This window comes from Streptomyces aureus, from assembly GCF_001418135.1.
GTDB classification, from domain to species: Bacteria; Actinomycetota; Actinomycetes; order Streptomycetales; family Streptomycetaceae; genus Streptomyces; species Streptomyces aureus_A.
On sequence record NZ_LIPQ01000469.1, the window covers coordinates 1 to 6,845 of the forward strand.

Annotated in this window: 5 protein-coding genes; 1 reads left to right on the forward strand and 4 read right to left on the reverse strand. The window is 71.6% G+C overall.

Annotation, left to right across the window (positions count from 1 at the left end; genetic code table 11):
* The coding region (locus tag AOK00_RS31010) for a class II aldolase/adducin family protein (protein ID WP_173861685.1) at positions 1–344 on the reverse strand (344 nt) is incomplete at its 3' end.
* A 137-nt stretch (positions 345–481) separates the two neighbouring features.
* Complete coding sequence (gene guaA / locus AOK00_RS31015) at positions 482–2,083, reverse strand: glutamine-hydrolyzing GMP synthase (protein WP_055603523.1); 1,602 nt, start codon at positions 2,081–2,083, stop codon at positions 482–484.
* 322 nt (positions 2,084–2,405) lie between these two features.
* Here guaA and AOK00_RS31020 point away from each other — a divergent pair, with 322 nt between their 5' ends.
* Positions 2,406–2,699 carry a chorismate mutase gene (locus AOK00_RS31020; RefSeq protein ID WP_055603524.1) on the forward strand — a complete coding sequence of 98 codons (294 nt, stop codon included), beginning with the start codon at positions 2,406–2,408 and terminating at the stop codon, positions 2,697–2,699.
* Between the two features lie 712 nt (positions 2,700–3,411).
* On the opposite strand, the gene AOK00_RS31025 is transcribed toward AOK00_RS31020, so the two are convergent.
* Both AOK00_RS31025 and AOK00_RS31030 read right to left on the reverse strand, forming a co-directional pair.
* Positions 3,412–5,223 carry a GMC family oxidoreductase gene (locus tag AOK00_RS31025; RefSeq protein WP_055603525.1) on the reverse strand — a complete coding sequence of 604 codons (1,812 nt, stop codon included), beginning with the start codon at positions 5,221–5,223 and terminating at the stop codon, positions 3,412–3,414.
* A 53-nt stretch (positions 5,224–5,276) separates the two neighbouring features.
* Positions 5,277–6,845 (reverse strand): succinic semialdehyde dehydrogenase (locus AOK00_RS31030; RefSeq protein WP_055603526.1); only part of this gene is annotated, 1,569 nt, incomplete at its 5' end.

A 6,845-nucleotide genomic window follows, 5' to 3' on the forward strand; every position in this document is an offset into this window, starting at 1 on the left:
GGCCGGGCCCGGTGGACCTGGGCGTGGACGGTGAACGCGGCCTGGTTGACGTGCTGCCCGCCCCGTACGACCTGCCCGTCGCCGTTGACCAGGATGAGGTCGCTCGCGGCGATCTCCTCGAACGGCGCCCCGAAGGGGTTCACCCAGTAGCAGTCGCGGAGCTCGGGGTCGCGGGCGCTGATGTGGCCCGAGACGCCCTCCTCGTAACCGAACCGCCCGAAGACCCGGAGCGCGCCGGCGAGCCGCTGTTTGCGGTGGGTGCGTTCCTCCTCGGCCGTCGCGTGGACGGGCGGCATGGCGAAGTGGAGCCGGTCGACGGGAACGGGGTCGGGTATCACGCTCATGCGCCGGAAGGTAATGCCCGGCCGGTCAAGTCACCAGAGTCCGGACGCCATGGAAAGGGGCCGGGCGCGACGAAGCCGCCGCCCCGCGCGACGGACGCGGGGACGGCGGCTTCGGCCGGTTCAGCGGGCGGGAGCGACTACTCCCACTCGATGGTGCCCGGCGGCTTGCTGGTGACGTCGAGGACGACCCGGTTGACGTCCGCGACCTCGTTGGTGATGCGGGTCGAGATCTTGGCGAGCACGTCGTACGGCAGGCGCGACCAGTCGGCCGTCATGGCGTCCTCGGAGGAGACGGGACGCAGCACGATCGGGTGACCGTAGGTGCGGCCGTCGCCCTGGACACCCACGGAGCGGACGTCGGCGAGCAGGACGACCGGGCACTGCCAGATCTCGCGGTCGAGACCGGCCGCGGTGAGCTCCTCGCGGGCGATGGCGTCGGCCTCGCGCAGCAGGTCCAGGCGCTCCTTGGTGACCTCGCCGACGATGCGGATGCCGAGGCCGGGGCCGGGGAACGGCTGGCGCTGGACGATCTCCTCGGGCAGGCCGAGCTCCTGGCCGACCATGCGGACCTCGTCCTTGAAGAGCTGGCGCAGCGGCTCGACGAGCTCGAACTCCAGGTCCTCGGGGAGGCCGCCCACGTTGTGGTGGGACTTGATGTTGGCGGTACCGGTGCCGCCGCCGGACTCGACGATGTCCGGGTAGAGCGTGCCCTGGACGAGGAACGCGACGTCCTCGCCGGTGCCCGCCGACTCGGCGACGATCTCGGCCTGCGCCTGCTCGAAGACCCGGATGAACTCGCGGCCGATGATCTTCCGCTTGGTCTCGGGGTCGGAGACGCCGGCGAGGGCGGCGAGGAACCGCTCCTGCGCGTCGACGACCTTGAGGTTGACGCCGGTGGAGGCGACGAAGTCCTTCTCGACCTGCTCGGTCTCGCCCTTGCGCATGAGGCCGTGGTCGACGTACACGCAGGTGAGCTGCGAGCCGATGGCCTTCTGCACGAGCGCGGCGGCCACGGCGGAGTCGACGCCGCCGGAGAGGCCGCAGACGGCACGCTTGTTGCCGACCTGGGCGCGGATGGCCGCGACCTGCTCCTCGATCACGTTGCCCGTGGTCCAGCTGGGCTCGATGCCGGCGCCGCGGTAGAGGAAGTGCTCCAGGATCTGCTGGCCGTGCGTGGAGTGCAGCACCTCGGGGTGGTACTGGACGCCGTAGAGCTTCTTCTCGTCGTTCTCGAAGGCGGCGACCGGCACGACGTCCGTGGACGCGGTGACGGCGAAGCCCTCGGGGGCGGCGGAGCAGGCGTCGCCGTGCGACATCCACACGGACTGCTCGACCGGGGTGCCCTCGAAGAGGGTGGAGCCGGCCTTGGAGACGTGCAGCGGGGTCCGGCCGTACTCGCGGGCGCCGGTGTTGTCGACGGTGCCACCGAGGGTCGTCGCCATCAGCTGGAAGCCGTAGCACATGCCGAAGACGGGGACGCCCGCCTCGAAGATCGCACGGTCGAGGCGCGGGGCGCCCTCGGCGTACACGGAGGACGGGCCGCCGGAGAGGATGATCGCCTTCGGGTTCTTGGCCAGCATCTCGGCCACCGGCATGGTGGACGGGACGATCTCGCTGTAGACCCGGGCCTCACGGACACGGCGGGCGATGAGCTGGGCGTACTGGGCGCCGAAGTCGACAACGAGGACTACGTCCGGGTTGGTGACGTCGGGCGCGGCAGCGGGGGTCGCTGATGACACTACGGCGGCCTTCCGGCGGTAGGAGGAGGGTCCCCCGAAGGGGGGTGCTATTTGTCGATTCTACCGGCGCGCCGGTGACGCTTTTCGTCTCACCATCCGAACCCGGGTTGGCCCCGGTCCGTCGCCGGGGTCCATACTGGCGACATGCGCAAGCTCACGACCTTCGTCTTTACCTATGGCAACCGGCCCACCGGCTGCCATGGTCGTGCTGCTTGAGCAACTGACAAGCGACTTCCCAGGCGCCCCGGGCTGACAGCCCGGGGCGCTTGTCGTTCCCGGGCCGGTCCGCCCCGGGGCATCCGACACCCCCAGGAGCCCCGCCATGACGACGAACACCGCCACCCCCGAGAAGACCGGCGCCCGCACCGACGAGGCGGCGACGCTGATCGGCGACGCCCGTGAGCGCATCGACGCGCTCGACGACCGGATCATCGGTCTCATCCAGGAACGGATGGCCGTCTCGGCCGTCATCCAGGAGGCTCGGATCTCCTCCGGCGGCCGTCGGGTGAACCTGGCCCGCGAGATGGAGGTCCTCGGTCACTACAGGGACGCCCTCGGCAAGCCGGGCACGGCGCTGGCGATGACGATGCTGGAGCTGTGCCGCGGCCGCATCTGAGCGTGCGCCCGGGCCACCCGGGGCGCCCCGCGGCCGAACGTGCACCCGCGTCCCCCGTTGCGTCCCAGCGGCCGAGCGTGCGGTCGCGTATCCGGGTGCGTCCCCGGATCTGAGTTCGGGCCCGCTCTCACCCGTACGGCGCGTGACCGGCTCCGGCCCGGCTTCGTTGGTCCGGGTGTCCGTGCCAGCCAGGGGCGGGCCCGTAAGAAACCACGCGTGGCTTCGCTGGGGCGTGTGGCGTACCTCCGGTACGTCGTGGGACCTCGCACCAGCGCTTGTGACCGGACAGCAGGGGACAGCAGCCCGGTCACCCAGAAGGAGCGGTCGGCCCCGGGGACGCTCGGGGCCGGCCGCAACCGGCTCTTCCGGTCGCGGCCCCCGCGACCGCCAGCACAGTGCGAACCCCTCGGAACCCTCTCCCACGCGGCGCAACCCCCCGGCGCCGCCCCGTTCGGCACCGCCGCTGCCCTGACACCGGTGCCGACCCCAAGGGCCCCGTGCCGCGACCGGAATCGCGCCACGGGGCCCTTGTCCGCGCACACCCCTCCGACGTGACGCGCGTCACACGAAGATCCTGTGCAACCGCTACAACCTTCCCCGCCGGTCGCGGGTCATCTATGCAGCAACACCAAAGCTGGTGGGGGCGCTGCACTCGGAGGGGGGTGCAGCGCCCCTTACCTGTACCGGTCGCGGATACCGGCCGGCCGTCGGTTCAGGACGCCTTCGGCGGGACCACCGGCATCCCCAGGAACGGCAGCCGCAGCGCGCCGAAGGCCTCGGCCGGCACCGCGGGGGACTTGGGCTCGACCGCCGCGATCCGTACGTACGACTCGCCCTGCCGCGGCCGCGGGTCCTCCTCGCCCTTGTTCGGCCAGAACGACATCGCCCGCTCCGCCTGCGCGGTGATCGTCAGCGACGGGTTCACGCCGAGGTTCGCGGAGACGGCCGCGCCGTCGACGACGGAGATCCCCGGGTGCCCGAAGAGCCGGTGGTACGGGTCGATGACACCGGACTCGGCGTCCGCGCCGATCGGGCAGCCGCCCAGGAAGTGGGCGGTGAGCGGGGTGCCCATCAGCTCGCCGACGTTGGAGCCCGCGAAGCCGTTGATCTCCTCGGCGAGGAGGCTCGCGGCCCGGGTCGCCGCCTCGATCTGCGTCGGATTGGGGGCCCCGTGGCCCTGGCGGGCGGTGAGCAGGCCCTTCCCGATGCCGCCCGGCTTGCGGTAGGTGGTCAGCGAGTTGTCCAGGGACTGCATGACGAGACCGATGATGGTCCGCTCCGACCAGCGCCGGTTGGACAGCGAGCGGGCCGCGAGGGCGGGGTGCTTGACGATCTCGAGCAGCCACCTGCGGACCCGGTGCGCGCCGTAGGGCACCTGGAGGATCGTCAGCGCGCCCATCGAGTTGGAGCCCCTGCCGTACCGGACGGGCTCGATGTGGGTGTTCTCGTCGGGGTGGATCGAGGAGGTGATGGCGACGCCGCGGGTGAAGTCGGCCTTCTCCTTGCCGTGCTTCTTCCGGTAGCGCCGGTCGGTGGTCTGCGAGCCGACGAGGCCCTCGGAGTTGGTACGGGTCAGCTCGCCGAGCCGGGCCGAGATCCGGGGCAGCAGGCCGGTGTCCTTCATCCGGTGCAGCAGGGTCTGGGTGCCGTAGGTGCCGGCGGCGATGACGACCTTGCGGGCCGTGAAGGTACGGCCCTTGCCCTTCCTCCGGTTGTCGGAGGGGAGGGTCTTGACGGCGTAGCCGCCCCGCGAGTCCTCGGTGACCGCGACGACCGAGGTCATGGGGTGGACGACCGCGCCCGCCTTCTCGGCGAGGTGGAGGTAGTTCTCGTTGAGGGTGTTCTTGGCGCCGTGCCGGCAGCCGGTCATGCACTCGCCGCACTCGGTGCAGGCCTTGCGGGAGGGTCCGGCCCCGCCGAAGAACGGGTCGGGCACCTCGCCGCCCGGCTTCGCCCTCGCCGTCCCGTCCCCGTCCTGCCCGTCGCCGAAGAACACCCCGACGGGCGCCATGTGGAAGGTGTCGCCGATGCCCATGCTCTGTGCGGTCGCCTTGAGGTGGATGTCCGACGGGGTCATGGTGGGGTTGATCCGGACGCCGAGCATCCGCTTGGCCTGGTCGTAGTAGGGGCTCAGCTCCTCGCGCCAGTCCGTGATGTCCTTCCACTGCGGGTCGTCGAAGAACGGCGCGAGCGGCTCGTAGAGGGTGTTGGCGTAGTTCAGGGAGCCGCCGCCGACGCCGGCGCCCGCGAGCACCATCACGTTGCCGAGCAGGTGGATCCGCTGGATGCCGTAGAGGCCGAGCGCGGGGGCCCACAGGAAGTTCTTCACGTCCCAGGAGTTCTTCGGCAGGGTCGCCCGGGTGAAGCGGCGCCCGGCCTCCAGGACACCGACCCGGTAGCCCTTCTCGGTGAGGCGGAGCGCGGTGACCGAGCCGCCGAAGCCGGAACCGACGACGAGGACGTCGTAGTCGTACGCCTCGTCCTCCGTCTGCTCCTGATTTTGGGTAGGGGGTACCGCGGTCATGGCTCTCCTCGTACGAAAAGGGGACAGTCGGGATGGGGAGGCGCGGCGCCGGCTCAGCGCAGGCGCAGGGCCTTCATCGCCTTCAGGGACACGCTCATGAACGCGGCGTACTTCTCGTCGTCCATCCCGAAGGAGGGCGCGAGCGGGATCAGCCGCTGCTGGGCGACGGTCTGGGCCTCGGTGTACTTGAGGATGCCCTCGGAGCCGTGGCGCCGGCCGAGCCCGGAGTCCTTCATGCCGCCCATCGGGGACTGCACGCTGCCGTAGGCGGGGGCGTACCCCTCGTTGATGTTGACGGTGCCGGTGCGCAGCCGGGCCGCGACCGCGTGACCCCGGCGCGAGTCCCTGGTCCAGACGGAGGAGTTCAGACCGTACGGGGTGGCGTTGGCGAGGTCGACGACCTCGTCCTCGTCGCGGAAGCGGTAGACCGAGACGACCGGGCCGAAGGTCTCCTCGCCGCAGACCGCCATCGGGGCCTCGACGCCGTCGAGGATGGTCGGCTCGAAGAAGAGGGGGCCGATGTCGGGGCGGGCGACGCCGCCGGCGACGAGCGTGGCGCCCTTGGCGACGGCCTCCTCGACGTGCTTCGTGACGGTCTCCAGCTGGCGGTCGCCGACGAGCGAGCCCATGTCGGCGCCGTACGCGAGGGAGTTGCCGAGCCGCATGGCCTTGGTGCGGGCGGCGAAGCGGTCGAGGAAGACGTCGGCGATCGACTCGTGCACGTACAGGCGCTCGATGGAGATGCAGAGCTGGCCGGCGGAGGAGAAGCAGGCGCGGACGGCTCCGGCGGCGGCCTTCTCGATGTCGGCGTCCTTCAGGACGAGCATCGCGTTCTTGCCGCCGAGTTCGAGGGAGACGCCGACGAGCCGGGCGGCGGCGCCCTGGGCGACCTCGCGGCCGGTACGGGTGGAGCCGGTGAAGGAGACGTAGTCGGCGTGCTTGACGACCTCGGGGCCGACGACCGGGCCGTCGCCGAGGACGACCTGGAACACCTCGGCGGGCAGCCCGGCCTCGATGAGCAGGTCCCGGGCCCACAGCGCGGTGAGCGCGGTCTCCGTGTCGGGCTTCATGACGACGGCGTTGCCCGAGACGAAGGCGGGGAGCGCGTCGCCGACGGAGAGTTCGAGCGGGTAGTTCCAGGGGGCGATCTGGCCGACGACACCGCGCGGCTGGCGCAGTTCGGTGACCTTGGTGAGGGTCGGCACGACGCCGGTGTGACGGCGGGGCTTCAGGTAGGAGGAGGCCTTGCGGCCGTAGTGGCGGGCGGCGACGGCGACCGCCTGCACCTCCTCGTGGGCGTGCAGGCGCGCCTTGCCCGTCTCCAGCTGGATGAGGTCGAGGACCTCGGACTGGCGCTGGAGGACGAGGTCGTGGAAGCGCAGGAGGACGGCGGCGCGGGCCCTGACCGGGGTGGCGGCCCAGGCGGCCTGGGCCGCACGCGCGCGCGTGAAGGCCTCGGCGACGTCCTCGGGGGTGGACTCGGGCAGGTCCGCCAGCTTCGCCCCGGTGAACGGCGTGTGGTTGGCGGTCCGGCCGGAGCCGACGACTCCGCGCGTGAGCCTGGCGACGACCTCGGGCGTCACGACGTCGGCGGCCGTACGGGCGCCGACGTCGTGACGCCC

Excerpts from the sequence above, each read along its gene's own strand:
- AOK00_RS31025 (WP_055603525.1), bottom strand. The coding sequence starts at position 5,223 with ATGACCGCGGTACCCCCTACCCAAAATCAGGAGCAGACGGAGGACGAG.
- AOK00_RS31020 (WP_055603524.1), top strand. The coding sequence starts at position 2,406 with ATGACGACGAACACCGCCACCCCCGAGAAGACCGGCGCCCGCACCGAC.